Here is a 21,817-nt window from a genome sequence, read left to right as displayed (position 1 = left end):
GGTTGGCCGTGCTGCTTCCTGTGTTTATCGTCGATGCGTTCACCACGCTGCGTTTCAAGGGCAATCCGGCAGCCGTGGTGCCATTGCAGGCCTGGTTGCCGGAGCCGGTGATGCAGGCCATCGCCAGCGAACACAATCTTTCGGAGACCGCCTTCTTCGTTCGCGACGACAGCGGGGTGTTCGACATCCGCTGGTTTTCTCCGCTCAAGGAGGTCGGCTTCTGCGGGCATGCGACCTTGGCCAGCGCGTTCGTGATCGCGACGCACCAGCTGGCGGCGTTTCCACTACGCTTGCGTGCGCCGGCTGTCGGTGAGATCGGCGTTTCCAGGATGGATGAGCGCAGCTTCGAGCTGCGCTTTCCCAACCATGAGCCGTCGCTGCTGCAAGTGGTGCCGCACGCGTTGTCTGAGTCGTTATCGATCGCGCCCCAAGCTGTCTATGCGAACGCGCAGGCGTATATCGCCGTCTACGCCGACCAAGCACAGGTGCGTGCGGTGACGCCGGATCTGGGCCGGATGCTGGCACTGGCGCCGCGCGATGTGGCGGTCACCGCGCCAGGCCTTGAGCATGATTTTGTTTCTCGCTACTTCTGGCCCTGCAACGGCGGTAGCGAAGATCCGGTTACCGGATCGATTCATGCCGCGCTTGCGCCGTTGTGGGCGCAGCGGCTGGGCAAGACGCAGCTCACCGCGCTGCAGGCCTCCGCGCGTGGCGGCGAACTGCAGTGCCGGGTCGAGCCGCGGCATGTCTACGTGCGCGGCAGCGCTGTCCAGTATCTGCAGGGAACCATTGCGCTATGAACACTTCTTTATCTGTGCATGCAGTATCGGCCGGCGCTGGGCGACGGGCGGTCTGGCAATTGTTGGTTGCCGAAGTCCTGATCGGTTCGGTCGGCGTGTTCGTCCACGAAAGCGGGCAGGATCCGGTGACGGCGGTGTTCTATCGTTGCCTGTTCGGGGCGCTGTTTCTTACCGTATGCGGCTTGGTCGGTGGACAGCTACGAGGGCTATGGCGCGAGCGTGCGCTGTTGCGCGATGCCATCGTCAGCGGTGTGCTGCTGGTGTTGAATTGGGTGGCGTTGTTCGCCGGCATGGCGCGCTCGTCGATCGGCGTGGCGACCATGGTCTACCACGTGTTTCCGTTCGTGATGTTGCTGCTGGCCGCGCTGGTGCAAGGCGAGCGCACGCGGCGTGCCGATCTGGGCTGGACGTTGCTGGCATTCGTCGGCGTGGCCTGCTCGGCAAATCCGGCGCGGTTGTGGCAGGCGGCCGACCGTGGCTATCTGATCGGCATCGCGCTCACGCTGTTGGCGGCGCTGCTATGCGGTGCGTCGCTGCTGATGTCGCGCCGTATCAGTCGCGAGCGGCCGCTGGCGGTGGTGACGGTGCAGTGTTGGGTCGGCACGTTCCTGCTGGCCGGGTTTTCCAGCAGTGCGGCGTTGCATCCGGGTCTGCACTGGCTGTGGCTGGCGGGCCTGGGCGTGATCCACAGCGGCATCGTCTATGTGCTGTTCTATTCGTCCTATCGCCATCTGCATGTGGCCACGATTGCGGTGCTGGCGTTCGTGTATCCGCTGGTGACGCTACTGCTGGACTATCTGCTCTACGGCCACGCATTGGTGCCGGTGCAGTGGCTGGGCCTGGCGCTGATCGTGATGGGCACGCTGGCGGTGAATCTGAAATGGCGCTGGCCGCGGCGTGTGGCAGACAGCGCACCGGCCTGAACAAAGTGCCGCCGCGCAGTGCACGCGGCGGCCGTGGAACTCAACGTACGTCGCGCAGTTCCCAGTGGTGCCCGGCCAGGGCCTGCATGCGCTGCTTGAGCAGGTCGCCGGGGATGCTGGTGGTGGCGACCAGGTCCACACGCAGGTCGCCCTGCTTGCCGGTAACCGTGGCCGATGGATCGGTCACGCCCAGGCTGGGGTCCACCGCGTCCGGGTCGGCCTGCAGCTGGCGCCAGCGATCGAACCAGGCCGGATCACGCAAGGCGGCCTGCAACTGTTCGGCAAAGGCCTCGGCACCATGGGCACTAAAGCTCACGCTCGCATCGCCGCCGCGGGCGAGCTTGGGGTCGGGCAGGCTGATCGAGTAGCTGACAGGCATGTGCAAGGACTCTGATGGATGACGCCGGTACGTTAGTGCAGCGACGGTGATCGCTCCGTCGACAGGTGGGGACAGGTGGGAGCCTCCAGGTGCGAAGTCACGGCCTGTTCCGCGAGCGAAGAGGGTGCTGTGCGCTCGTCCCGCCAGGTCTTGACGGCATCTGGTGAACGAGGCTGCAACTCGGAATCCCGGCTGATTTTGGCTCCTCGTGTATTAGGAATGAGGTCGCTCGGCTAGATCAGTTGTAGAGCGGCTGATCTGCGGCTCCACTGCAGGGCCCTTGCCCGCCCACCATCGCAGGACACGCCGCAAGTACGTCCGTGTAGGCTCTTACGCGGCATCCATGCCGCGTAAGGTCCCGCGACGGTGGGCGGGCAAGGACCAGTCCAGATAGTCGGTGTGCACGGGCGAGCAGGGCGTGGCATGCAGTGTTTGCAGCATGCCCAATCAGTTGCCAAGACGAGCCGAGCAATCAGCAGGCTTTCGATAAAGCAATCTCAGAACGTCCTGGTGCGGTGACCTTGCCGGTTCCGGGACCCTTGGCGGCATGAATGCCGCCAAGGAGCCTCCATGGACGGATCTACGGCGTGTCCCGGAAGTGGTGAGGGCACCGCGCCCTCGACCAACGCGGCTTTGCTACCACCTCATAACGTCCTGACTCAAAACCTGGTCGTCCTGAGTTGGGACTAGAGGCCGAAGTTGCCCGGAAACGGCTGCATAGCGTGGAGACGTGACTGCAGACCGTCGCCACACAGCATTTATGCGGAATTTACGCGGCGGCTGTCGCAGATCCATAGCGACTTTACGCAGCCCGGGCAGACACTGCGCAGGTTGGCGGAGCGGTTCCGCCGTGGACGATTCCGATGCATCCCTTGACCTGTCTGCTCCATCGCCGCTGCGCGCGCGGTGCGGCAGCGCTTTGCCTTGTCGGCCTGCAGACGCTGCATGCGCCGCCGCATCTCGCATCCATCGCGCCGCGTTGCGCGCGTCTCGGGGAGTAGCTGACATGCCTGCCTGGTTGTCCCTGTTGTGCGGCGTGGCCGTACTCGTTGCCGCCGCGTACCTGTTGTACGTGGTCCTGCGCCCCGAAGACTTCTGATGCGAGTGCGCTCCAATGATTGAAACTCTCCTTGTCTACGCGCTGGCCATCGTGCTGGCCTGGCCCCTGGGCCGCTACCTGGCAGCGGTGATGCGCGGCGCCCCGATGCGTGGCGACGTGCTGTTCGGCTGGATCGAACGGCCGTTGTATGCGTTGCTCGGTACCCGCCCGCAGCAGGGGATGTCGTGGCGTGGGTATGCGGTAGCGTTCCTGCTCAGCAACCTGGTTGTCGGCCTGCTCACCTGGGCAGTGTTCATGACCCAGGCGTGGCTGCCGTTCAACCCGGACGCCATCCCGAACATGCGCTGGGACACCGCGCTGCACACCATGGTGTCGTTCGTCACCAACACCAATCAGCAGCACTACTCGGGCCAGGCGCAGTTGTCGTATCTGGCGCAGATGACCGGCATCGTCGGCCTGCAGGTGGTCACGCCGATGATGGGCCTGGCATTGGCGGTGGCGACCTTGCGCGCATTGTTCGGTGGGCGTGCCGTTGCAACTGTGTCCGACGCCTTGCCGGCATCCAATGCGACGGCCAGCGCCAAGCCACGGGTGGCCGGGCTGGAGGAGCCGGAGATCGTCACGCCGCGCCCGGGGCGGCAACAGTCGGCTGCCGGATTGGAAGCGTTGCCGGAGGCAGACGTCGGCAATTACTGGGCGGATGTGATCCGCGCCAGCGTGCGTGTGTTGCTGCCGCTGTGCCTGCTGTGGACTGTGCTGCTCGGCTGGCAGGGCGTGCCCTCCACGCTGCAGGGTGCGGCCACTGCCGCACCGCTGGACAGCAGCGCCGGCATGTCCAAGCAGACCATTCCGGTCGGGCCGGTTGCGGCGATGGTCGCGGTCAAGCAGCTCGGCACCAACGGTGGCGGCTGGTACGGCCCCAACAGTTCGGTGGCGCTGGAAAATCCCACGCCGCTGAGCAACCTGCTGGAGACCTTGGCGCTGGTGCTGTTGCCGATGAGCGTGGTGTTTATGGTCGGCTATCTGACCGGGCGCAAGCGTCTCACCGCGCTGGTGTTCGGCACCATGCTGACGATGTCGGTCGCATCCACCGCGCTGTTGCTGTGGTCCGAAGCGCATTCGGCCAGCGCCAGCTCGGCTGCCTTGATGGAAGGCAAGGAGGTGCGTGTCGGCGCAGATGCGTCTGCGTTGTGGGCGGCCTTGACCACGCAGACCTCCAACGGCTCGGTCAATGCGATGCACGATTCGCTGGCGCCGTTGAGCGGCCTTGTCACGCTGGTGGACATGCTGATCAACGCGATCTGGGGCGGCATCGGCTGCGGCCTGCAGCAGTTCGTGGTGTATCTGCTGCTGAGCGTGTTCCTGGCCGGTTTGATGACCGGGCGCACGCCGGAGTTGTTCGGCCGCAAGATCGAAGCGCGCGAGGTGCAGTTGCTTGCGCTGCTGATCCTGCTGCAGCCATTGGTGGTGCTGGGCTTCACCGCAGTGGCGCTGGCGGTGCCGGCATTTACCGCCAATTCCAATCCCGGCTTCCACGGCATCAGCCAGGTGTTCTACGAGTACACCTCGGCCTTTGCCAACAATGGGTCGGGTTTCGAAGGCCTGGGCGATGCGACGTACTGGTGGAACCTGAGTTGCTCGGCGGTGCTGGCATTGGGCCGCTATCCCGCGCTGATCCTGCCGCTGATGGTGGCCGCGCGCATGGCAGTGAAGCGGCGCGCGCCGGAATCGGCCGGCAGCCTGCATGTCGAAACGCCAACCTTCGCGCTGACCCTGATGGCGATCGTGCTGGTGCTCACCGTGCTGCAGTTCATGCCGGCACTGGTGCTGGGTCCTATCGCTGAACACCTCGCCCTGGCGGCGTCCTGAGAGTTTGAGCAATGTCTACGATCGATACGACTGAAAAACGCGCGCGCGGTGACGCGGCGTTGTTCGACGCCGCCGTGCTGGTGGCGGCAATGCGCGCGGCCTTCCTCAAGTTGGCGCCGCGGCATCTGCTGCGCAGCCCGGTGATGGCGGTGGTGATGGGTGGCACGCTGCTGGCGGCGGTGATCACCGCCAGCGGGTATGGCAATGCCGGGTTCGGCTGGGCGGTGACGGCGATCCTGTTCGTCACCGTGCTGTTCGGCAATTTCGCCGAGGCCATCGCCGAGGCGCGCGGGCGTGGGCAGGCCGCATCGCTGCGCCGTGCGCGCAAGGATCTGGTCGCCCGCCGGGTGGAAACCGCACTCGGCGGCCGCGAGACCCGCGTGCCGGCGGCAGAGCTGCGCCCGGGCGACTACGTGATGGTGTCCGAAGGCGAATTCGTCCCGGCCGATGGCGAGATCGTGCGCGGCGTTGCAACGATCAATGAAGCGGCGGTCACCGGCGAATCGGCACCGGTACTGCGCGAGGCCGGCACCGATCGCAGTGGCGTGATCGGCGGAACGCGCGTGCTCTCCGACGAGATCGTGTTCAAGGTCACCGCCGAGCCGGGGCATAGTTTCCTGGATCGCATGATCGCCTTGGTGGAAGGCGCCAACCGGCAGAAGACGCCGAACGAAATCGCGCTCACCTTGTTGCTGGCGGCGATGACGCTGACCTTCCTGATCGTGGTGGCCTCGCTGCCGGCGATTGCGGGTTTTGTCGGCGTTACGCTGGATCCGCTGTTGCTGATCGCGCTGCTGGTGTGCCTGATCCCGACCACCATCGGCGGGTTGTTGCCGGCGATCGGCATCGCCGGCATGAACCGCGCGCTGTCTGCCAATGTGCTGGCCAAATCCGGCAAGGCGGTGGAAGTGGCCGGCGACGTGGACGTGCTGTTGCTCGACAAGACCGGCACCATCACCTACGGCGACCGGCAGGCCACCGCGTTCCATCCGCTGGCCGGTATCGACCGTGCGCAGCTGCGCGATGCGGCAATGCTGGCCTCGCTGGCCGACCCGACGCCGGAAGGCAAATCTATCGTCAAGCTGGCACGCCAGCAGGGCGCGGTGGCGGTCGAGCCGGAGGGCGCGCATTTCATCGGCTTCACCGCGCAGACCCGCATGTCCGGCGTGGATCTGGCCGGGCGCAGCATCCGCAAGGGTGCCGGCGATGCGATCGTGGCCTATGTGCAGGCGCAGGGCGCCACGGTGTCGCCGGAGTTGAACGGCCGCATCGAAGAAGTCGCGCGCGGCGGCGCTACCCCGCTGGTGGTGGCCGAAGGCCGGCATGTGCTGGGCGTGGTCGAGCTGAGCGATGTGGTCAAGCAAGGCATCAAGGAAAAGTTCGCGCAGCTGCGTGCGATGGGCATCAAGACGGTGATGATCACCGGCGACAACCCGCTTACGGCCGCCGCGATTGCCGCCGAAGCCGGCGTGGACGACTACATCGCCCAGGCGCGCCCGGAAGACAAGCTGGCCCGCATCCGTGCCGAGCAGGCCGGCGGGCGGCTGGTGGCGATGGTCGGCGACGGCACCAACGATGCGCCGGCGCTTGCCCAGGCCGACGTGGGCCTGGCGATGAACTCCGGCACGCAGGCGGCCAAGGAGGCCGGCAACATGGTCGATCTGGATTCGGATCCGGCCAAACTGCTGGCAGTGGTCGAAGTGGGCAAGCAGCAGCTGATCACGCGCGGTGCGTTGACCACGTTCTCGTTGGCCAACGACGTGTCCAAGTATTTCGCGATCCTGCCGGCGCTGTTTGCGGCGGCGATTCCGTCGATGGCCGCGCTCAACGTGATGCAGTTGTCCAACCCGCGGCATGCGGTGCTGGCGGCGTTGATCTTCAATGCGCTGATCATCCCTGCATTGATTCCGCTGGCGTTGCGCGGCGTGCGCTTTCGCCCGTCCAGCGCCACGGCCCTGCTGCGCCGGAACATGCTGATGTACGGCGTCGGTGGCGTATTGCTGCCGTTTGCCGCGATCAAGTTGATCGACCTGGCGCTTGTCGCCACTTTGGGGAACTGAGTCATGACGATTTCTTCGAAAGCCGGTCCGTCCACGGCGCAGCCGTTGCGTGACGACGGCGCCCTGCGCGGGGCGGTGATGCTGGCGTTGTTCATCCTGCTGGGCCTGGGCTTGAGCTATTCGCTGGTCGCCACCGGCATCACCGGCGCGCTGTTCCCCGAGCAGGCGCATGGCTCGTTGCTGCGCGATGACGCGCGTGTGGTCGGCTCGGCCCTGGTGGCGCAGCCGTTTGCCAATGCGCGCTATTTCCAGCCACGCCCCTCGGCGGCCAAGTACGACCCGAGCGCGGCGGCCGGCAGCAACCAGGCGCGCTCCAATCCCGACCTGCAGAGCCGCATCGCCGCCACGCGCGCCGAGGTGGCTGCACGCGACGGCATCGCACCGGAGGCGGTCCCCGCCGAGCTGATCACCCAATCCGGCAGTGGCCTGGATCCACACCTGAGCCCGGCCGGCGCCCAGGTCCAGGTGCGCCGGGTCGCCGCCGCGCGCGGCTGGCCGGAACAGCGCGTGGCCGCGCTGGTAAGGACCGCCACCGAACAGCCACAGTTCGGTCTGCTCGGGCAGCCGCGGGTGAATGTGCTGGCACTGAACCTGGCGCTGGATCGCGCGGGGAATGGGGAGTCGGGAATCGGGAATGGGCCAAGGCAACAGCACTAGAGCTGTCAGCTCGCGGTAGGCTGCACCAATCCCCAATCCCGCTTCCCCAATCCCGGCCTCCATGATTGACGCCCGCACCCAACAAGCCGACGCGCTGATCGGCGAACTGCAGCGCGAACATGGCGGGCGCCTGACCGTGTTTCTGGGCGCGGCGCCCGGGGTGGGCAAGACCTACGCCATGCTGTCGCGGGCGCGCGAGCGCCTGCGCCAGGGCATGGACGTGGTGGCCGGAGTGGTGGAAACCCATGGCCGCAGCGAAACCGCGGCACTGCTGGATGGCCTGCCGCTGCTGCCGCGCACCCGCATCAACTACCAGGGCCGGGAGCTGGAAGAACTCGACCTGGACGCGTTGCTGGCGCGCAAGCCGAAGCTGGCGCTGATCGACGAGCTGGCCCATCGCAACGTGCCGGGCAGCCGGCACGAACGGCGCTGGCAGGACATCGTGGAACTGCTTGATGCCGGCATCGATGTCTACACCACGGTCAACATCCAGCACCTGGAAAGCCTCAACGACATCGTGCTGCGCATCACCGGCGTGCGCGTGTCCGAAACCGTGCCCGATGCGGTGTTCGACCGCCTGCGCGACATCGTGCTGGTGGACCTGCCGCCGCGCGAACTGATCGAGCGCCTGCAGCAGGGCAAGGTGTATCTGCCCGAGCAGGCGACACAGGCCTTGCAGGCGTTTTTCTCGCCTTCCAACCTCACCGCGCTGCGCGAGCTGGCGATGCAGACCGCGGCCGACCGCGTCGACAGCGACCTGCGCGACACCCAGGCCGCACGCGGTTTGCCGGGCACTGCCGCCTTGCGCCGCCGCGTGGTGGTGGCCATCGATGGGCGTGGCAGCTCGGATTATCTGGTGCGGGTGGCGCGGCGGTTGTCCGAACGACGCGATGCCCCGTGGACGGTGGTCACCGTGCAGACGCGCACCGTGGCCGACGCCGCCTGGCAGCTGGAGATCGACCGCGCCTTCGCACTTACACGCCGCCTGGGGGGCGATACCGCGCTGCTGCACGGCGCCAACGTCGCCGAGGCGTTGCTGGATTTCGCCGCGCAAAACGGCGTGTCCACGCTGGTGCTGGGGCGCACGCGCGAACGCCCGCTGGCGCGCATGTTCAACCGCACGCTGACCCAGCAACTGCTGCAACGTGGCGCGCATTACGAACTGGTCATCGTCAGTTCCGCCGATGCGCGCGCACGCGCACGCCAGCGTTGGCGCAATCCGCGCCAGTGGCTGCAGCGTTACGACCTGGCCTTCGCGGCGATCGCCGCCGCTGCCGCGGTCGCGGTGGCGTGGGTGATCCAGCGCTGGACCGACATCGACGACCTGTCGATGGTGTTCATCGTCGCGGTGGTGCTGGTGGCCTCGCGCACGCGCATGGCTGCCGCGGTGATCGCCGCGCTGCTGAGTTTTGTCGCCTACAACTTCTTCTTCATCGAACCGCGCTTCACCCTGCACATCAGCGCGCGCCAGGGCGTGGTGACGGTGTGCCTGTTCCTGATCGCTGCCCTGGTCGCCGGCCGCCTGGCCTCGCGCCTGCGCAGCCAGGTGCTGGCCTTGCGCGCCGCCAATGCGCATGCCAATGCGCTGCAGACGCTGGCCCGCGAGCTCAGCACCGCCGCCGACCTGGGGCAGGTGCTGGAAGCCGGCCGTCGCGCGCTGACCACGGCCCTGGATGCCGAGGCCTGGCTGCGTCTGGAGCAGCGCGAAAGCGATGCACCGGCCAGCTTCGGTGCACTCGATCGCAGCGCGGCGGACTGGACCCAGCGCCACGGTCAGCCGGCCGGCCGCTTCACCGATACGCTGGCCGGTGCGCAGTGGTGGTGCTTGCCGGTGCGGCACGAACGCGGCAGCCTGGGGGTGGCCGCGCTGCGCTTCCGTCAGAGCGTGCAGCGGCCCGGCCTGGAGGAGCGTCGGCTGGCCGAAGCGATGGTGGAGGACATCGGCCAGGCGGCGCTGCGCACGCGCCTGGTCGCCGATCTGGAAGGAGCGCGTGTCAGTGGCGAAACCGAGCGCCTGCGCTCGGCATTGCTGTCCTCGGTCTCGCACGATCTGCGCTCGCCGCTGGCCTCGATGATCGGCTCGGCCAGCAGCCTGGCCAGCTACGGCGATGCGATGGACGCGCAGGACCGCCACAGCCTGCTCGACACTATCCAGCTCGAAGGCGAGCGGCTGGATCGCTACATCCAGAACCTGCTCGACATGACCCGGCTCGGCCACACCGGGCTGACCTTGAAGCGCGACTGGATCGGCGTGGACGAGCTGATCGGCTCGGCCACGCGGCGGCTGCAGCGCTACCAGCCGGCGGTGCGCCTGCAACTGGATCTGGCCGCCGACCTGCCGGCGATCTGGGTGCACCCGGCGCTGGTGGAACAGGCCATCTTCAACGTGCTGGAGAATGCGGCAAAATTTTCGCCAGCCGGTGTGGCCGTCACCGTGCAGGCACGGCTGCAGGCTGGCGCGCTGCAGATCGATATCGGCGACCAGGGTCCCGGCATTCCCGAGGACGAGCGCGCGCGCATTTTCGACATGTTCTACAGCGTGGAGCGTGGCGACCGCGGCCGTCACGGCACCGGGCTGGGCCTGACCATCTGCCAGGGCATGATCGGCGCGCATGGCGGCAGCGTGGAGGCGCTGGCTGGTGCAGATGGTCACGGCACCACGATCCGCATTACGCTGCCATTGCTCGTTCCCGCTGCGCCACCTCGCCCCGATGCCGACTGACCCCACTGCCATCCCGCCTGCCCGCGTGCTGATCGTCGACGACGAGCCGCAGATCCGCCGCTTTCTCGACATCAGCCTGCGTGCGCAGGGCTACCGCGTGCTGCAGGCCGGCACCGCCGAGGAAGGCCTGGCCACGCTGGCCGGGCAGGGCGCCGAACTGGTGGTGCTGGACATCGGCCTGCCCGATCGCGACGGCCACGAGGTGCTGCGCGAGATCCGCCAGTGGTCCAACGTGCCGGTGATCATGCTCACCGTGCGCGCCGGCGAAACCGAAAAGGTCGCCGCGCTCGATGCCGGCGCCAACGACTACGTCACCAAACCGTTCGGCGTGCAGGAACTGATGGCGCGCATCCGCGCGCTGCTGCGCCAGGCCGGCGCCGGCAGCACGGTGGAAGAGAGCGTGTTCGACGACGGCCGCCTGCACATCCACCTGGGCCTGCGCGAGGTCACCCTCGATGGCGAAGCGGTGCCCTTGAGCCGCAAGGAATACGCCCTGCTCGCGCTGCTACTCAAGCACGCCGGCCGCGTGGTCACCCAGCCGCAACTGCTGCGCGAGGTGTGGGGCCCCACCCATGAGGAAGACACCCATTACCTGCGCATCCTGGTCGGCAAGCTGCGCCAGAAACTGCACGACGATGCCGCCGACCCGCATTACATCGTCACCGAACCGGGCGTGGGTTTGCGCTTTATCGGGGTGACGCGCTGAGGCGACCACGCCACTAGCGCGTTGGCAGCACCTTGCCCGGATTCAGGATCCCGTCCGGATCCAGCGCGGCCTTGATCGCGCGCATCGCCGCCAGCGTCTCTGCGCTGAAGGCTTGGGCCATGAAGTCGCGCTTGGCCACGCCGATGCCGTGCTCGCCGGAGAGTGTGCCTTCCAGCGACAGCACCAGTGCGAACAGACGCGGCAATGCGGCATGTGCGCGCGCGTCCTCGTCGGCATCGGCCGGGTCGTACATGATGTTGACGTGCAGGTTGCCGTTGCCGGCATGGCCGAAGGCCACGATCGGCAACGCGAATTCGGCGGCAAGCGCTTCCACGCCGGCCACCAGTTCGGGGATGCGCGAGACCGGCACCACCACGTCCTCGTTGATCTTGCCCGGCTTGATCGTGCGCAATGCCGGCGACAGCGCACGCCGCGCGGCCCACAACCTGTCGCGCGCGCTGCCATCGGCGGCCACGTCCAGGCTCACCACGCCTTCGCCATCGGCGGCATCGTGCAAGGCCTGCAATGCGTAGGGCAGGGTGTCGTGATCGCCATCGGCTTCGATCAGCAGCATCGCGCCGGCCTCGGGCACATCGCTGCCGTTGCGGCGCAGTAATGCGATCGCACTGGCATCCATGAATTCCAGCATCGTCGGCGTGGTCGGTTGCGCCATGATGCGCGACACCGCCGCCGCGGCGCTGGCCGCATCGCGATACAGCGCGCGCACGCCGGCTTGCGCGATCGCGCGCGGCGTCAGCTTCAAGGTCGCTTCGACGATGATCGCCAGGGTGCCTTCGCTGCCGACCAGCAGATGCGTCAGGTCGTAGCCGGTGGAATTCTTCGTGTACGCGCCGCCGCAGCGGATCACCTCGCCGGTGCCGGTCACAGCGACCAGGCCGAGCACGTTGTCGCGGGTGGCGCCGTATTTCACCGCGCGCGGGCCGCCGGCATTGGTGGCCAGATTGCCGCCGACGCTGCAGATGTCCGCGCTGGACGGATCCGGCGGCCAGAACAGGCCATGCGGCTGCAAGGCCTGCTGCAATTGGCCGTTGAGCAGGCCCGGTTGCACGATGGCGCAGCGATCGGCCGGACGCAGCGCAAGGATGCGATCCATGCGTGCCATCGACACCACCACGCCGCCGGAAAACGGCACCGCCGCACCGGTGGTGCCGGTGCCGGCGCCGCGCGCGACGATCGGCACGCCATGCGCGCGGCAGGCCTGCACGATGGCCACCACATCCTCGGTATCGCCCGGCAAGGCGACGGCGGCGGGCAATGCCCAGCGGCGCGAATCGTCCTCGCCATAGCGGCGCCGCGCGTCGTCGCCGGTCAACCAGCCATCGGGGCCAAGCCGCGCGGCCAGTAACGCGGCCAGGGCAGTGGGAAGCACATCGGTCATGAAGTGTGATCCTGTGGTGCCGCGCGCTGGATGCATTTCCATCCCAGCACCGCGACGGTGAGCGGCAGCCAGACCCAGCGCAGCTCGGAGAGCAGCGTGGCAAGGCCGCGCGCATTGAAGAAACCGTTGGCGAAAGGCGACACGCGAATCGGCCGCCATGGCGCGAACCAGCGCGCCTCGCTCCAGGGCCAGGTCAGTGCAACGCCCAGGCCACCGGAGGTCATCGCATCCAGCAATGGATGCGATGCGGCGCAGACGAACAAGAACGCTGCTGCCTGCAGCGCGTCCGCACGCAACAGGCGATGCGCAACACCACCCAGCAGCGCGATCAGCCCGGCAAACAGCAACGAGTGGCTGGCACCGCGATGGCCGAACGCATCCGCATACGGAACATGCAACGCGAACGCCAGCACGTCGGCATCGGGCAACATCGCCGCGACGATGCCGGCACCGAGCAGGCGCGGCGACAGGCGGCCGCGTTCACTGGCGCACCAGAGCGCCAGCGGCACCGCGGCATGGGTGATGATGGTCGGCATCGCGCGTGGGTCGTCGTCGTCAGCAATCGTCGGCGCGGAAGGCGTCGCGGATCCAGTTCAGCACCACCGGCTCGCCGCTGGCTTCCACCACATCGAAGCGGCACGGCAAGGTCGCCAGCGCCGGGTGATAGGCAAGGAACAACTGCGCGGCCAGCACCAGCTTGCGGCGCTTGCGCGCATCCACCGATGCCGCGCCGCCGCCGAAGCGGTTGTCGCGGCGATAGCGCACTTCCACGAACACCAGTGCCTGGCCGTCGCGCATCACCAGATCCAGTTCGCCGCCGCGGTAGTTGGCATTGCCCACCACCAGCTGCAACCCGGCCTGCTCCAGCAGCGTGCGTGCGGCCGCCTCCACCGCCGCACCCCGCTGCTGGCGCGCTGCCGGCATGGCGTCAACGGCCGTCGGCGATCGGCACCGGGCGGCCACCGTTGAAGGTGGACCAGGCCGGGGTGCGCAGCACGTTGCCGAAGCCATCCAGATGCAGCGTGCCGGTGGCGCCACGCAGGCCGCCGTCGGTGCCGGTGGCGAGTTTTTCCAGATAGGCGCTGATCTTCCAGGCGTCGTAGCCGAACGCGAACAGGCGCGCGCCGGGTCCGCGTGCGCTGGGCAGCGTGCTGGCAACCTGGGTGGAGGCCGGCAGCCCGGACACGCCCAGCGCGGTCCAGGTTTCGCTGGGGTAGATGATGCCGTCCAGGGCCAGGTCGTCTTCGACCTTGCCGGTGCCGGCCACCAGCTGCGAGGTGCCCACGCGCGATTTGCCGGCGAATCCGCTCAAGGCCAGTTGCGGCGCCAGCGCGCGCGCGGTGTTGCCGCGCACCGCCAGGAATACCGCATCGGCAGCACCGTAGTTGCGCAGCTGCGCACCGATGTCGCCCGGTACCTCGGCCACGCTGATGCTGCCGGCGACGCTGCCGCCGCGTTCGGTGAAACGGTCGCGGAAGGCCTTGATGGTGCGCTTGCCGTTGTCGTCGCTGGTGCCGACGATCAGCACGTTGCGGCGCTCGCGCGAGAGCAGGTATTCGGCGGCCATGATGCCGTCGTCTTCCGGCGCCAGCGAGAAGCCGGCGCTGCCGCTGGGCGGTGCTTTGTTGTCGGTGGGGCGGTTGAGCGCCAGCACCGGCACTGCCAATTGGCCGCGCGCGAACACGGCGCTGACCTCGTCGCGACCCAGTGGGCCGACCACGTAGTCGACCCCGGCGCTCACCGCCTTGTCGTAGGCGGCATTGGCGCCGGCGGCAGTGCCGGCGGTATCGAAGAAGCGCAGTTCCGGGCGGCGGCGGGTTTCGGCGTAGTAACCGGCCAGCAGGCCGTCGCGCACCGGCGCCGAGGCGGTGGCCAGGCTGCCGCTGAGCGGCAGCAGCACGCCCAGCTTGACCGGCGGGCGATAGCCGTCGCGTTCGGCCGGCGGGCGCTTGCTGGTGTCAAAGCCCCATTGCGCGTCGCGATCGAACGCGCGTGGCAGCGCCAGCCCGCGGCTGATCAAGGCGCGGCCGGCAAAGTTGTACAGCGGGTCGCCCGCCGGCAGCGCCGCGGTGCGGCCCTTCAGCGTGGCGTCGTCGAGTGCGGCGAGCAGGCGCACGATCGCGCGCTGGTTCTCGCTGCGCGGGGTGCCGGTCAGGCTGGCGTCGGCGCGTGCGCGGTCGGCGGCGGCCCCGAACAGGTCGCCGGTGCCTTCCAGTGCGGCGGCGCGTGCCAGCAGCCAGCGGGTCTGCAGCGGCTGCGGCAGGCCTTGCGGGCTGTCGCCCAGGGCCTGCAGCGCCTGCGCGGCCTGCTTGTCGATCACCGCCAGCTCGCCGGTCAATAGCGCGAAGCGGGCGCGGTCTTCGCCGCTGAGATGGCGCGGGGTCACCTGCGCCAGCAGCGTGCGCGCACGTGCGTCATCGCCAGCGTCGTGCCAGCCGAATGCAGACGCGGCCAGCAGGCGGCTGCGCTGCGCACCGCTGGCGCTGGCGGCCTCGGCTTCCAGTTGCTGCGCCGCCTCGCGCGGCTTGCCCTGGTCCAGCAACGCCAGCGCCGCGCTCTGGGTCGGCGAGGCGGTCTGGGTCACGCTGCTGGTGGCGCAGCCGGCGGCCAGCATCACCATCAGCGACAGGGCGGAGATCCTTGCAACACGCTTGTTCATTTCAGATCCATTGGACGGGGCCCGCCGGGGCGGACCGTTAAAAACGCTACGATTCTACCCTTTGCCCTACGGAATACCGTTGATGACCTCCCCCGGAACCCTGCACGTGGTCGCCACGCCGATCGGCAACCTGGCCGACCTGTCGCCGCGTGCGCAGGAGGTGCTGCGTGGCGTGGCCGCGATCTGCGCCGAAGACACCCGCCATACCCGCCAGCTGCTCGGCCATTTCGGCATCGACCGCCCGCTGCTGGCCCTGCACGACCACAACGAAGAGGCGATGTCCGAGCGCATCGTCGCGCGCCTGCGCGAGGGCGAGTCGCTGGCCATCGTCAGTGACGCCGGCACCCCGCTGGTCAGCGACCCCGGCTTCAAGCTGGTGCGCGCCGCCCGTGCGGCCGGGATCCGGGTCAGCCCGGTGCCGGGTGCCTGCGCCGCCATCGCCGCGCTCAGCGTGGCCGGCCTGCCCAGCGACCGTTTTGGCTTCGAAGGCTTTTTGCCGGCCAAGAGCGCCGCCCGCCGCGAGCGCCTGGCGCACCTGGCCGGGGAAACCCGCACCCTGGTGTTCTACGAGTCCTCCCACCGCATCGTCGAGTCGCTGGCCGACCTGCGCGGGGCCTTCGGCGACGAGCGCCCGGCGGTGATCGCCCGCGAGCTGACCAAGCTGTTCGAAACCGTGCTCGACGGCACCCTGGCCGAGCTGCAGGCCAGGGTCGAAGCCGACGACAACCAGCGCAAGGGCGAGTTCGTGGTGATGGTGCAGGGCGCCGCCGACGCCGCCGAAGGCCAGCTGGCCGAAGGCCGCCGCGTCTACGCCAAGCTGGCCGAACACCTGCCGCCGTCCACCGCTGCCAAGCTGGCTGCCGAGCTGACCGGTGCGCCGCGCAAGGCCTTGTATGGCGGCTAGGTGTGCTGTTGCAGGAGCACGTTGACGTGCACTGGGATTTTTCTCGGTAGCGCCTCTCGCGCCCGGGTGCGCTCCTACGGGCAATTGCGGGCCTGCCGGCGATGGCGGGGCCGGCTCGCGGCGCCGTTCTGCACGGTGGCGATAGCGTATAGTGCGCCCCGGCGGAGTCGGCCAGACAGTCGCGTCACTCGCAAGAGTGCCGAGGAAAGTCCGGGCTCCATAGGGCAAGGTGCCAGGTAACGCCTGGGCGGCGCAAGCCGACGGAAAGTGCAACAGAAAGATACCGCCTACGTCCCTCGTCACCCCTCTGCCGCCACTGAAGCGTGTCGGCGATGCATATAGGCATCGCCAAGTGCGTTCGGAGGCCGCAGAGGGGTGGCGAGGGGCCGGTAAGGGTGAAATGGTGCGGTAAGAGCGCACCGCGAGTCCGGTAACGGACCGGCACGGCAAACCCCACCTGGAGCAAGACCAAATAGGGATCCATTGGCGTGGCCCGCGCTGGATCCGGGTAGGTTGCTTGAGCGCTGCGGTGACGTAGCGCCTAGACGAATGACTGTCCACGACAGAACCCGGCTTACCGGCCGGCTCCGCCACCTTACTTTCGGGCGTTCGCCCTTCTCAACGCGGGGCCCCTCTGGGGGCCAGAATTCCGCGGCTGTGTCGCTGCCTTCTTTGGGTGTTCGCCCTAAGCAGACACCCACGCTTCGTACCGCCTTTGGCAGTACAAAACGCGGGCCCCGCTCCTAGGCATGCCAAAACCCTGCGGCTGTCGCCGCGCCCCCTTGACTCAAGGGGGCTTGCACTTGGGTGCGTTGCTGGGCGCCTTGCCTTGGCTGCGATCACTGTGCGCTGGTTGCGGCGGTCATTGTCGACGCGTCCCGACGATGTCCAGCCGCGTTTCGCCCTGGAAGATCCCGGCGGGGCCGAAGCGGCGTTCGTGGATGAAGCCGCTGCCCTGGTGGTCCACCGCGACGATGGTGCTGGCGCGGGTGCCGTAGCTGGAGCCGTTGATGAAGGCGGCCGAGAGCAGGCGTTCGGTGGGCAGGTCCACGCCGGTGTGGGGCAGGGCGGCGTCGGGCGCGATGGCGGGGTTGCCCAGGGCGCTCCACAGCGGTTGCAGGTCGTCGCTGCCTGCCGCGCACCAGTCGTGCAGGACTGCAGTCAGCGCGGCGGTCTTGGGCCAGTGCGCGTCCAGCGGGCCGTTGGACATGCCGTGGATGCCCGGCGCCAGCGTGCGTGCCAACGGCGGGTGGTTGCTGAGGTGTTCGCAGCGCTCGGCGTCGCACAGCAATAGATTGAATGGCGGGAATTCGTGCGCGGCCGCTGCCAGGTCGCCGGCGTACACGGCCGCGTCCAGGCTGCCGGCCAGGTAGTCGGCAATGAGATGTCCGCGCGAGCGGCCGGACGCCGTGGCGAGCGGGTCGCGGACATTGGTCACCACCGCGGCGCGGCCGTCGCTGCCCAACCCCACCCAGCTGCCGCCCGAGCGCAGGTCGCGGCCCGCCAGCACGCCGTCGGCGGGTGCCGGCCAGGGCGCCAGTGCAGCGGTCGGCCGGTCGTGGAATTCATCGCGGTTGCCCGCCAGCAGCAGACGCCAACGGGGGTGGGTTTTCCAGGCAAGAGCGACCAGGCACATGGCGCCGATTGTCGCCTGTTTGCGCAACGACCATGTGCAGCTGGCGCAGTGTGAAGTGAGACTGCGGTCGGGTTTACATGGCCTTCACGCCCCTGAATTTTTGTTCAATCTCAAAATCTGAGATGAAACAGCAACTTGTGGATAACCTTTGAACAAGTCTCTAAAGAGTGCTGCAACTCATTGATGCGACTGGCGATTTGTGACCTTCAAAGTTGTTGACAACCTTTGACGCGCTGCTAAGGTGGGCAACGGAGGGAAAACCAGGTGTTTTGTGGTTTTTCGTGGTTCAATGATCCCCCAGCGGGTATTCGAGGTTGTATTCGGTGTTTCAGGGCGAGACTGCCATCACGGTGGACGACAAGGGGCGTATGGCGGTGCCAACCGCGTACCGCGACCTGGTCACGCGTGTGAGCGGCAATCGCCTGGTGCTCACCTACAACCCGTTCGAAGCCGGGTGCCTGTGGCTGTACGCGGAAAAGGAGTGGGAGCGGGTGCGTGACGATGTGATGTCCAAGCCCAATACCCAACGCGTGATCCGCACGCTGCAGCAGAAACTGGTGGGTTCTTCCGCAGTGCTGGAGCTGGACGCCAATGGCCGTCTGAGCATCCCGGCCAGCCACCGCAATGCGGTCGGCATCGAGAAGAAGGCCGTGCTGCTGGGCATGGGCGACAAATTCGAACTTTGGAGCGAGCAGGCACATCGCGCACTGATCCAGCAGACATTGTCTGACGGGGATCTGGGCGATGAATTGCTCGATCTCAGGTTGTGAGCCGGGGTGCCCGGATGCGCGGTGAAGCGCAGCCCGGTCACCCGGTGTCGCAGCCACCGGCGGCCCATGTGCCGGTGCTGTACACGCAGGTTCTGGACGGCCTGCAGGTGATCGAAAACGGAACCTATCTCGATGGCACGTTCGGACGTGGCGGACACGCCCGTGGCGTGCTGCAACATCTTGGCCCGGGAGGTCGACTGCTGGTGATGGACAAGGACCCCGACGCGATCGCCGTGGCCGAACAGTCGTTCGGTGACGATGCGCGCGTGTCCATCCATCGCGGCAGCTTTGCCGGCCTCGGCCAGGTGGTCGTTGCGGCAACCGTCGACGGCATCCTGCTGGATCTGGGCGTGTCCTCGCCGCAGCTGGACGTGGCCGGGCGCGGTTTCAGTTTCGGCAAGGACGGCCCGCTGGACATGCGCATGGATCCGGACGCCGGCCAGAGCGCGGCCGAGTGGCTGGCGCATGCCAGCGACCGCGAGATAGCCGACGTGCTGTGGACCTATGGCGAAGAGCGCCAGAGCCGCCGCATCGCGCGCGCCATCGTGGCCCGCCGCGCCGAACAGCCGCTGCTGCGCACCGCGCAACTGGCCGAGCTGATCGCCTCGGTGATGCCGCGCGGCGACAGCAAGACCCACCCGGCCACGCGCAGCTTTCAGGCGATCCGCATCTACATCAACCGCGAGCTGGACGATCTGGAAGCCGGCCTGGACGCCGCCCTGGGCGCGCTCAAGCCCGGCGGCCGCCTGGCGGTGATCAGCTTCCATTCGCTGGAAGACCGCATCGTCAAGCAGTTCATGGCCCGCTACGCCAAGGCCCCGCCGAGCAACCGCCGCCTGCCCGAAGCGCAGCCGTTCGTACCGACGCTGCAGCTGATCAGTGGCGCCATAAAGGCCGACGACGCCGAACTGAGCGTCAACCCGCGCGCCCGCAGCGCGGTGTTGCGGGTGGCTGAGAAGCTGGGATTCGGGAGTAGGGATTCGGGATTGGAAAAGCGCTCTGAGCGAATCTCGAATCCCGAATCCCCAATCCCGGCGTCTCAAGGAGACGCTGCATGAGCCGCCTGCTGCTCATCGTGCTGCTTGCCTGCAGCATCGCCTCGGCGATCGGGGTCGTGTACATGCGCCACATGCATCGCAAGCTGTTCGTGCAGTTGTCCAAGCTCGAGCACACGCGCGATGAATTGAATATCGAATTCGGCCGGCTGCAGCTGGAGCAGGCCACCTGGGCGGAAAGTAATCGCGTGGATCAGGTTGCGCGTGCGCGCATCGGGATGAAGTTCCCGGAGACCAACGACATCGTGGTGGTGCGCCCATGAGCAGACGGCAGGTGACCGAACGGCAGGACAGCCGTTGTGCACGGCGTAGCCGCCCGCAGGGTGGCGCACACGGAGGTGCGGAATGAAGGCCGGCCGCAACCGCGCGCGCAGCAACTTCAATCTGCGTGGCCGCTTGACGCTGGTCGGCATCGCGCTGGGCCTGTGCTCGGTGACGCTGATCGGCCGGGCGGCGTTCGTGCAGCTGGTCAACCGCGATTTCTACCAGCGCCAGGGCGAAGCGCGCTACCTGCGCGAACTGCCGATCGCCACCTCGCGCGGCATGATCACCGACCGCAACGGCGAGCCGCTGGCGGTGTCCACGCCGGTGGAATCGATCTGGGTCAATCCGCAGGAACTGTTGCGCAACCCGGACCGCGTCCCCGAGCTGGCCAAGGCGCTTGGCCAGCCGCTGGACGAGTTGAACGCCAAGCTGGCGCAGAAGGCCGGCAAGGAATTCATGTACCTGCAGCGCCGGATCAACCCGGACAAGGCACATGCCATTGTCGACCTGAAGATCCCCGGTGTGTTCTCGCAGCGCGAGTTCCGTCGCTTCTATCCGCAAGGCGAGGCGATGGCCCACGTGCTGGGCTTCACCAATATCGACGACCGCGGCCAGGAAGGCCTGGAGCTGGCCTTCGACGAATGGCTGCGCGGCAAGCCGGGCTCCAAGAAGGTGGTGCGCGATGCGCGCGGCGCGATCGTGGAGAGTGTGGATCTGGTACGTCCGGCCCAGCCGGGCAAGGACCTGACGCTGAGCATCGACCGCCGCATCCAGTTCCTGGCTTACAAGGAGCTGCGCAACGCACTGGTCGAAAACAATGCGGCCGGCGGGTCGATGGTGGTGATGGATGTGGCCACCGGCGAAGTGCTGGCGATGGTCAACCTGCCCACCTACAACCCCAATGCGGTCACCGGCATCAACCCGTCGGCGCGCCGCAACCGTGCGGTCACCGATCTGGTCGAGCCGGGCTCGACGATGAAGCCGCTGACCGTGGCCACCGCGCTGACCGCCGGTGTGGTGACCAAGGACACGGTCATCGACACCAACCCCGGCTACATGTCGGTGGGGCGCTTCACCATCCGCGATGTGCCGCGCAACAACGGCGTGCTCAACGTCACCGGCGTGATCACCCGCAGCTCCAACATCGGCGCGGCCAAGATCGCCGCCAAGGTGCCGGACCAGACCTTCTATCAGTCGATCCGCAACTTCGGTTACGGCGCTGCCCCGCACAGCGGTTTTCCCGGCGAATCGGCCGGCGTGGTGCTGCAGCCGGCGCGCTGGAGCGGCCCGTCCAAGACCACCATGTCCTACGGCTACGGCCTGTCGGTGACGCCGCTGCAGATCGCGCAGGCCTACGCCACGCTGGGCAACGGCGGCAAGCTGACCCCGCCGACCTTCGTGCGCGGCCAGCACAACGAGACCCGCCAGGTGGTCACTCCGGAAGTGGCGCGCCAGGTCATCGACATGATGGAAACCGTGGTCACCCAGGGCGGCGCCAAGGGCGCGGCGATCCTGGGCTATCACGTGGCCGGCAAGACCGGTACCGCCCGCAAGAACGGCGCCAACGGGTACGAGCGCGGGCATTACAACGCGCTGTTCGCCGGCCTGGTGCCGGCCACGCGGCCGCGCTTTGCCACCGTCATCGTGATCAACGATCCGCAGGGCAAGGTGTATTACGGCGGCCTGGTGTCGGCGCCGGTGTTCCACAGGGTGATGGAAGGCGCGCTGCGGCTGATGGACGTGCCGCCGGACGACATCCAGTCGTGGCTGGCGGCGCAGGCCGCCGGCAAGACCGGGCAGCCGGTGGTCAAGCCGCAGCCGGCCGATCTGGACCCGGCGTTGGTGCCGGACCCGGTGGATGAAGTGTCTGCGGGTATTCCCACCGCACTCGCACCGGCTGCACTGCCCGCACCCGCCCAGCCTGCACCGCTGCAGGAGAGCCGCCAGTGAGCCG

Annotated in this window: 19 protein-coding genes and 1 other RNA gene; 14 read left to right on the top strand and 6 right to left on the bottom strand. The window is 67.8% G+C overall.

Features of this window, described 5'->3' with window-relative positions; genetic code table 11:
- Positions 1 to 8 precede the first annotated feature (8 nt).
- Both GGR73_RS12295 and GGR73_RS12290 read left to right on the top strand, forming a co-directional pair.
- Positions 9 to 800, top strand: coding sequence for a PhzF family phenazine biosynthesis protein (locus GGR73_RS12295; protein ID WP_184457122.1), 792 nt, complete (start codon positions 9 to 11; stop codon positions 798 to 800).
- The gene (locus GGR73_RS12290) at positions 797 to 1,723 is read left to right on the top strand and encodes a DMT family transporter (RefSeq protein ID WP_184457120.1); all 927 of its coding nucleotides are present in this window, start codon (positions 797 to 799) and stop codon (positions 1,721 to 1,723) included. The genes GGR73_RS12295 and GGR73_RS12290 overlap by 4 nt, the downstream gene beginning before the upstream one ends.
- Before the next feature lie 40 nt (positions 1,724 to 1,763).
- On the opposite strand, the gene GGR73_RS12285 is transcribed toward GGR73_RS12290, so the two are convergent.
- Positions 1,764 to 2,102: a hypothetical protein gene (locus GGR73_RS12285; RefSeq protein WP_039509881.1), complete on the bottom strand. Its 339-nt coding sequence runs from the start codon at positions 2,100 to 2,102 to the stop codon at positions 1,764 to 1,766.
- A 1,006-nt stretch (positions 2,103 to 3,108) separates the two neighbouring features.
- Here GGR73_RS12285 and GGR73_RS12280 point away from each other — a divergent pair.
- The 6 genes from GGR73_RS12280 to GGR73_RS12255 all read left to right on the top strand — a co-directional run bounded on the left by GGR73_RS12280 (position 3,109) and on the right by GGR73_RS12255 (position 11,176).
- The gene (locus tag GGR73_RS12280; protein WP_006452907.1) at positions 3,109 to 3,201 is read left to right on the top strand and encodes a potassium-transporting ATPase subunit F; all 93 of its coding nucleotides are present in this window, start codon (positions 3,109 to 3,111) and stop codon (positions 3,199 to 3,201) included.
- A 15-nt stretch (positions 3,202 to 3,216) separates the two neighbouring features.
- The gene (kdpA, locus tag GGR73_RS12275; RefSeq protein WP_184457118.1) at positions 3,217 to 5,031 is read left to right on the top strand and encodes a potassium-transporting ATPase subunit KdpA; all 1,815 of its coding nucleotides are present in this window, start codon (positions 3,217 to 3,219) and stop codon (positions 5,029 to 5,031) included.
- An 11-nt stretch (positions 5,032 to 5,042) separates the two neighbouring features.
- A complete protein-coding gene (gene kdpB / locus GGR73_RS12270; protein ID WP_039515790.1) occupies positions 5,043 to 7,091 on the top strand; it encodes a potassium-transporting ATPase subunit KdpB in 2,049 nt (682 codons plus the stop codon).
- 3 nt (positions 7,092 to 7,094) lie between these two features.
- Positions 7,095 to 7,748: a potassium-transporting ATPase subunit KdpC gene (gene kdpC / locus GGR73_RS12265; protein ID WP_184457116.1), complete on the top strand. Its 654-nt coding sequence runs from the start codon at positions 7,095 to 7,097 to the stop codon at positions 7,746 to 7,748.
- Between the two features lie 61 nt (positions 7,749 to 7,809).
- Complete coding sequence (locus GGR73_RS12260) at positions 7,810 to 10,470, top strand: sensor histidine kinase (RefSeq protein ID WP_065032075.1); 2,661 nt, start codon at positions 7,810 to 7,812, stop codon at positions 10,468 to 10,470.
- Positions 10,460 to 11,176, top strand: a complete 717-nt coding sequence (locus GGR73_RS12255) for a response regulator (protein WP_016903095.1) — start codon at positions 10,460 to 10,462, stop codon at positions 11,174 to 11,176. The genes GGR73_RS12260 and GGR73_RS12255 overlap by 11 nt, the downstream gene beginning before the upstream one ends.
- 13 nt (positions 11,177 to 11,189) lie before the next feature.
- On the opposite strand, the gene GGR73_RS12250 is transcribed toward GGR73_RS12255, so the two are convergent.
- The 4 genes from GGR73_RS12250 to GGR73_RS12235 are packed head-to-tail and all read right to left on the bottom strand — an operon-like array spanning position 11,190 to position 15,234.
- Positions 11,190 to 12,575, bottom strand: coding sequence for an FAD-linked oxidase C-terminal domain-containing protein (locus GGR73_RS12250; protein WP_184457114.1), 1,386 nt, complete (start codon positions 12,573 to 12,575; stop codon positions 11,190 to 11,192).
- Complete coding sequence (locus GGR73_RS12245; RefSeq protein WP_024939435.1) at positions 12,572 to 13,111, bottom strand: metal-dependent hydrolase; 540 nt, start codon at positions 13,109 to 13,111, stop codon at positions 12,572 to 12,574. Before GGR73_RS12245 ends, GGR73_RS12250 begins: the two co-directional genes overlap by 4 nt.
- Positions 13,112 to 13,130: 19 nt before the next feature.
- On the bottom strand, positions 13,131 to 13,499 hold the full coding sequence (locus GGR73_RS12240) for a YraN family protein (RefSeq protein WP_046345708.1): 369 nt from the start codon (positions 13,497 to 13,499) through the stop codon (positions 13,131 to 13,133).
- Between the two features lie 4 nt (positions 13,500 to 13,503).
- Positions 13,504 to 15,234: a penicillin-binding protein activator gene (locus tag GGR73_RS12235; protein WP_039530705.1), complete on the bottom strand. Its 1,731-nt coding sequence runs from the start codon at positions 15,232 to 15,234 to the stop codon at positions 13,504 to 13,506.
- A gap of 82 nt (positions 15,235 to 15,316) precedes the next feature.
- On the opposite strand from GGR73_RS12235, the gene rsmI reads away from it, so the two are divergent.
- Positions 15,317 to 16,138, top strand: coding sequence for a 16S rRNA (cytidine(1402)-2'-O)-methyltransferase (gene rsmI / locus GGR73_RS12230; RefSeq protein WP_039523544.1), 822 nt, complete (start codon positions 15,317 to 15,319; stop codon positions 16,136 to 16,138).
- A 163-nt stretch (positions 16,139 to 16,301) separates the two neighbouring features.
- Positions 16,302 to 16,731, top strand: an RNA gene (gene rnpB, locus GGR73_RS12225) — RNase P RNA component class A.
- Positions 16,732 to 17,000: 269 nt separating this feature from the next.
- Here rnpB and GGR73_RS12220 read toward each other — a convergent pair.
- Complete coding sequence (locus tag GGR73_RS12220; protein WP_054591405.1) at positions 17,001 to 17,774, bottom strand: NRDE family protein; 774 nt, start codon at positions 17,772 to 17,774, stop codon at positions 17,001 to 17,003.
- Positions 17,775 to 18,088: 314 nt separating this feature from the next.
- On the opposite strand from GGR73_RS12220, the gene mraZ reads away from it, so the two are divergent.
- The 4 genes from mraZ (at position 18,089) to GGR73_RS12200 (ending at position 21,813) form a co-directional block, all read left to right on the top strand.
- The gene (gene mraZ, locus GGR73_RS12215) at positions 18,089 to 18,544 is read left to right on the top strand and encodes a division/cell wall cluster transcriptional repressor MraZ (RefSeq protein ID WP_024939430.1); all 456 of its coding nucleotides are present in this window, start codon (positions 18,089 to 18,091) and stop codon (positions 18,542 to 18,544) included.
- Positions 18,545 to 18,558: 14 nt separating this feature from the next.
- Positions 18,559 to 19,602 (top strand): 16S rRNA (cytosine(1402)-N(4))-methyltransferase RsmH, encoded by a 1,044-nt coding sequence (gene rsmH, locus GGR73_RS12210; protein WP_184457453.1) that lies wholly within the window; start codon positions 18,559 to 18,561, stop codon positions 19,600 to 19,602.
- The gene (gene ftsL / locus GGR73_RS12205) at positions 19,599 to 19,862 is read left to right on the top strand and encodes a cell division protein FtsL (protein WP_005991913.1); all 264 of its coding nucleotides are present in this window, start codon (positions 19,599 to 19,601) and stop codon (positions 19,860 to 19,862) included. The genes rsmH and ftsL overlap by 4 nt, the downstream gene beginning before the upstream one ends.
- Before the next feature lie 82 nt (positions 19,863 to 19,944).
- Positions 19,945 to 21,813, top strand: coding sequence for a peptidoglycan D,D-transpeptidase FtsI family protein (locus GGR73_RS12200; protein WP_184457112.1), 1,869 nt, complete (start codon positions 19,945 to 19,947; stop codon positions 21,811 to 21,813).
- Positions 21,814 to 21,817 lie beyond the last annotated feature (4 nt).

The organism is Xanthomonas sp. F14 (genome assembly GCF_014199865.1).
This window is presented reverse-complemented; position numbering and strand designations above follow the sequence as displayed.

What these genes read in the sequence shown, in the direction of transcription:
- GGR73_RS12290 (WP_184457120.1), top strand. Translation starts at nt 797, where the DNA reads ATGAACACTTCTTTATCTGTGCATGCAGTATCGGCCGGCGCTGGGCGA.
- GGR73_RS12285 (WP_039509881.1), bottom strand. Translation starts at nt 2,102, where the DNA reads ATGCCTGTCAGCTACTCGATCAGCCTGCCCGACCCCAAGCTCGCCCGC.
- GGR73_RS12280 (WP_006452907.1), top strand. Translation starts at nt 3,109, where the DNA reads ATGCCTGCCTGGTTGTCCCTGTTGTGCGGCGTGGCCGTACTCGTTGCC.
- kdpA (WP_184457118.1), top strand. Translation starts at nt 3,217, where the DNA reads ATGATTGAAACTCTCCTTGTCTACGCGCTGGCCATCGTGCTGGCCTGG.
- kdpB (WP_039515790.1), top strand. Translation starts at nt 5,043, where the DNA reads ATGTCTACGATCGATACGACTGAAAAACGCGCGCGCGGTGACGCGGCG.
- kdpC (WP_184457116.1), top strand. Translation starts at nt 7,095, where the DNA reads ATGACGATTTCTTCGAAAGCCGGTCCGTCCACGGCGCAGCCGTTGCGT.
- GGR73_RS12260 (WP_065032075.1), top strand. Translation starts at nt 7,810, where the DNA reads ATGATTGACGCCCGCACCCAACAAGCCGACGCGCTGATCGGCGAACTG.
- GGR73_RS12255 (WP_016903095.1), top strand. Translation starts at nt 10,460, where the DNA reads ATGCCGACTGACCCCACTGCCATCCCGCCTGCCCGCGTGCTGATCGTC.
- GGR73_RS12250 (WP_184457114.1), bottom strand. Translation starts at nt 12,575, where the DNA reads ATGACCGATGTGCTTCCCACTGCCCTGGCCGCGTTACTGGCCGCGCGG.
- GGR73_RS12245 (WP_024939435.1), bottom strand. Translation starts at nt 13,111, where the DNA reads ATGCCGACCATCATCACCCATGCCGCGGTGCCGCTGGCGCTCTGGTGC.
- GGR73_RS12240 (WP_046345708.1), bottom strand. Translation starts at nt 13,499, where the DNA reads ATGCCGGCAGCGCGCCAGCAGCGGGGTGCGGCGGTGGAGGCGGCCGCA.
- GGR73_RS12235 (WP_039530705.1), bottom strand. Translation starts at nt 15,234, where the DNA reads ATGAACAAGCGTGTTGCAAGGATCTCCGCCCTGTCGCTGATGGTGATG.
- rsmI (WP_039523544.1), top strand. Translation starts at nt 15,317, where the DNA reads ATGACCTCCCCCGGAACCCTGCACGTGGTCGCCACGCCGATCGGCAAC.
- GGR73_RS12220 (WP_054591405.1), bottom strand. Translation starts at nt 17,774, where the DNA reads ATGTGCCTGGTCGCTCTTGCCTGGAAAACCCACCCCCGTTGGCGTCTG.
- rsmH (WP_184457453.1), top strand. Translation starts at nt 18,559, where the DNA reads ATGCGCGGTGAAGCGCAGCCCGGTCACCCGGTGTCGCAGCCACCGGCG.
- ftsL (WP_005991913.1), top strand. Translation starts at nt 19,599, where the DNA reads ATGAGCCGCCTGCTGCTCATCGTGCTGCTTGCCTGCAGCATCGCCTCG.
- GGR73_RS12200 (WP_184457112.1), top strand. Translation starts at nt 19,945, where the DNA reads ATGAAGGCCGGCCGCAACCGCGCGCGCAGCAACTTCAATCTGCGTGGC.